Here is a 1,326-nt window from a genome sequence, read left to right on the forward strand (position 1 = left end):
CCTCGGTCGGCCGCCACCCCCGGCGCACCGCGGCCACCGCGGGCGCGGTCCTCATCGGCGTCACCCTCGCGGTCACCGCCGCCGTCGGCGCAGGGTCGCTGCGCGCGACGACGACGGCCGAGCTCGAGGCCTACACCCCGGTCGACGTCACCGTCACCGCCCCGGACCTGGACGACGACGGGGCCACGGCGCTGGCGGTCGAGGCCGCGGGCGTCGAGGGGGTCGGCGCGAGCACGGCCGCGCAGGCGGGCCCGGTCGTGGTGGCCCGCGTCGAGGCCGGCGGCGGCGAGCCGGAGGTGGCCTCGTACACGCAGGCGCTGGCGGGCGACCTCACCGACGTCCTGCCGGAGGCCGACGTCCCGCCCGACGCGGGCACCGTCGTGCTGTCCGCGGCCGAGGCGGAGCTGCTCCGCGTCGCCACCGGCGACCAGGTGACCGTCGGGCCGGACTCCCCGGAGGCCCTCGGCGCACCCGGCGCCCCAGTACCCGCCGCCCTGGTCGTCGTGGTCGACGCCGACACCCCGGTGGACGTCCAGCTCGCCCCCGCGACGGCCGCCTCGGTCGGCGCGGCCCCCGCGGTGCTCGTCGCCCTGGTCGACGGCCTGGGCCACGAGCAGGTGGAGGCCCGGGTCGACGCGCTCACCGCCGCCGTCCTGTCCGCCGAGCCGGACGCGGTGCTCGACGCCCCGGTCCTCCTGCTCGGATCGGTGCAGCAGACCTTCGACGTCCTGCTGGCGGTGGTGACGGGCATGCTCGGCGTCACCGTCGTCATCGCCCTCGTCGGGGTGTCCAACACCCTGTCGCTGTCGCTGGTGGAGCGTGGGCAGGAGAACGCGCTGCTGCGCGCCCTCGGACTCAGCAGGTCGCGGCTGCGGGCGATGGTCGCCTGGGAGGCCCTGGTCCTGGGCGCCGTCGGCGCGGTGGTCGGGCTCGTGCTCGGGGTGCTGTTCGGGGTGGCCGGGACCTGGTCGCTGCTGGGCGGTCCCTCGGAGGCCGTCGTCGCCGTGCCGTGGGCGTGGCTGGTCGGCCTGGTCGTCGTCGTGGCCGGCGTGGCCGTCGGCGCGTCGCTGCTGCCGGCCCACCGGGCCTCGGCGGCGGCCCCGGCGGGCGCGCTCGGGGCCGCGGGCTGACCATGGGGTCAGTCCGGTGCGGGTGCGTCGGGGCTCAGCGGGCCCGACGCACCCGTACCGGACCCTTGGCCGTGCTGGGGTCGACGACCTGCCCGCCCTGCGTGATCTCCGCCTCGCCGCGTGCGACGAGCCGGCGGGCCGCCATCCGCGCCGGCTCCATGAGCGGGCGCCACGCCGCCTCGTCGGCGCCGCCGAC

The 1,326-nt window shown here is 78.7% G+C and carries 2 protein-coding genes; one reads left to right on the forward strand and one right to left on the reverse strand.

The annotated features are described in order from the left end of the window. Positions 1-1,130, forward strand: a 1,130-nt coding sequence (locus WCS02_RS20380; protein WP_340296146.1) for an FtsX-like permease family protein, incomplete at its 5' end; no start/stop codon positions are given. A 34-nt stretch (positions 1,131-1,164) separates the two neighbouring features. On the opposite strand, the gene WCS02_RS20385 is transcribed toward WCS02_RS20380, so the two are convergent. After that, positions 1,165-1,326, reverse strand: a 162-nt coding sequence (locus tag WCS02_RS20385) for a DUF3253 domain-containing protein (protein WP_340296148.1), incomplete at its 5' end; no start/stop codon positions are given.

Origin of the sequence: Aquipuribacter hungaricus, assembly GCF_037860755.1 — a bacterium.
Classification (GTDB): domain Bacteria; phylum Actinomycetota; class Actinomycetes; order Actinomycetales; family JBBAYJ01; genus Aquipuribacter; species Aquipuribacter hungaricus.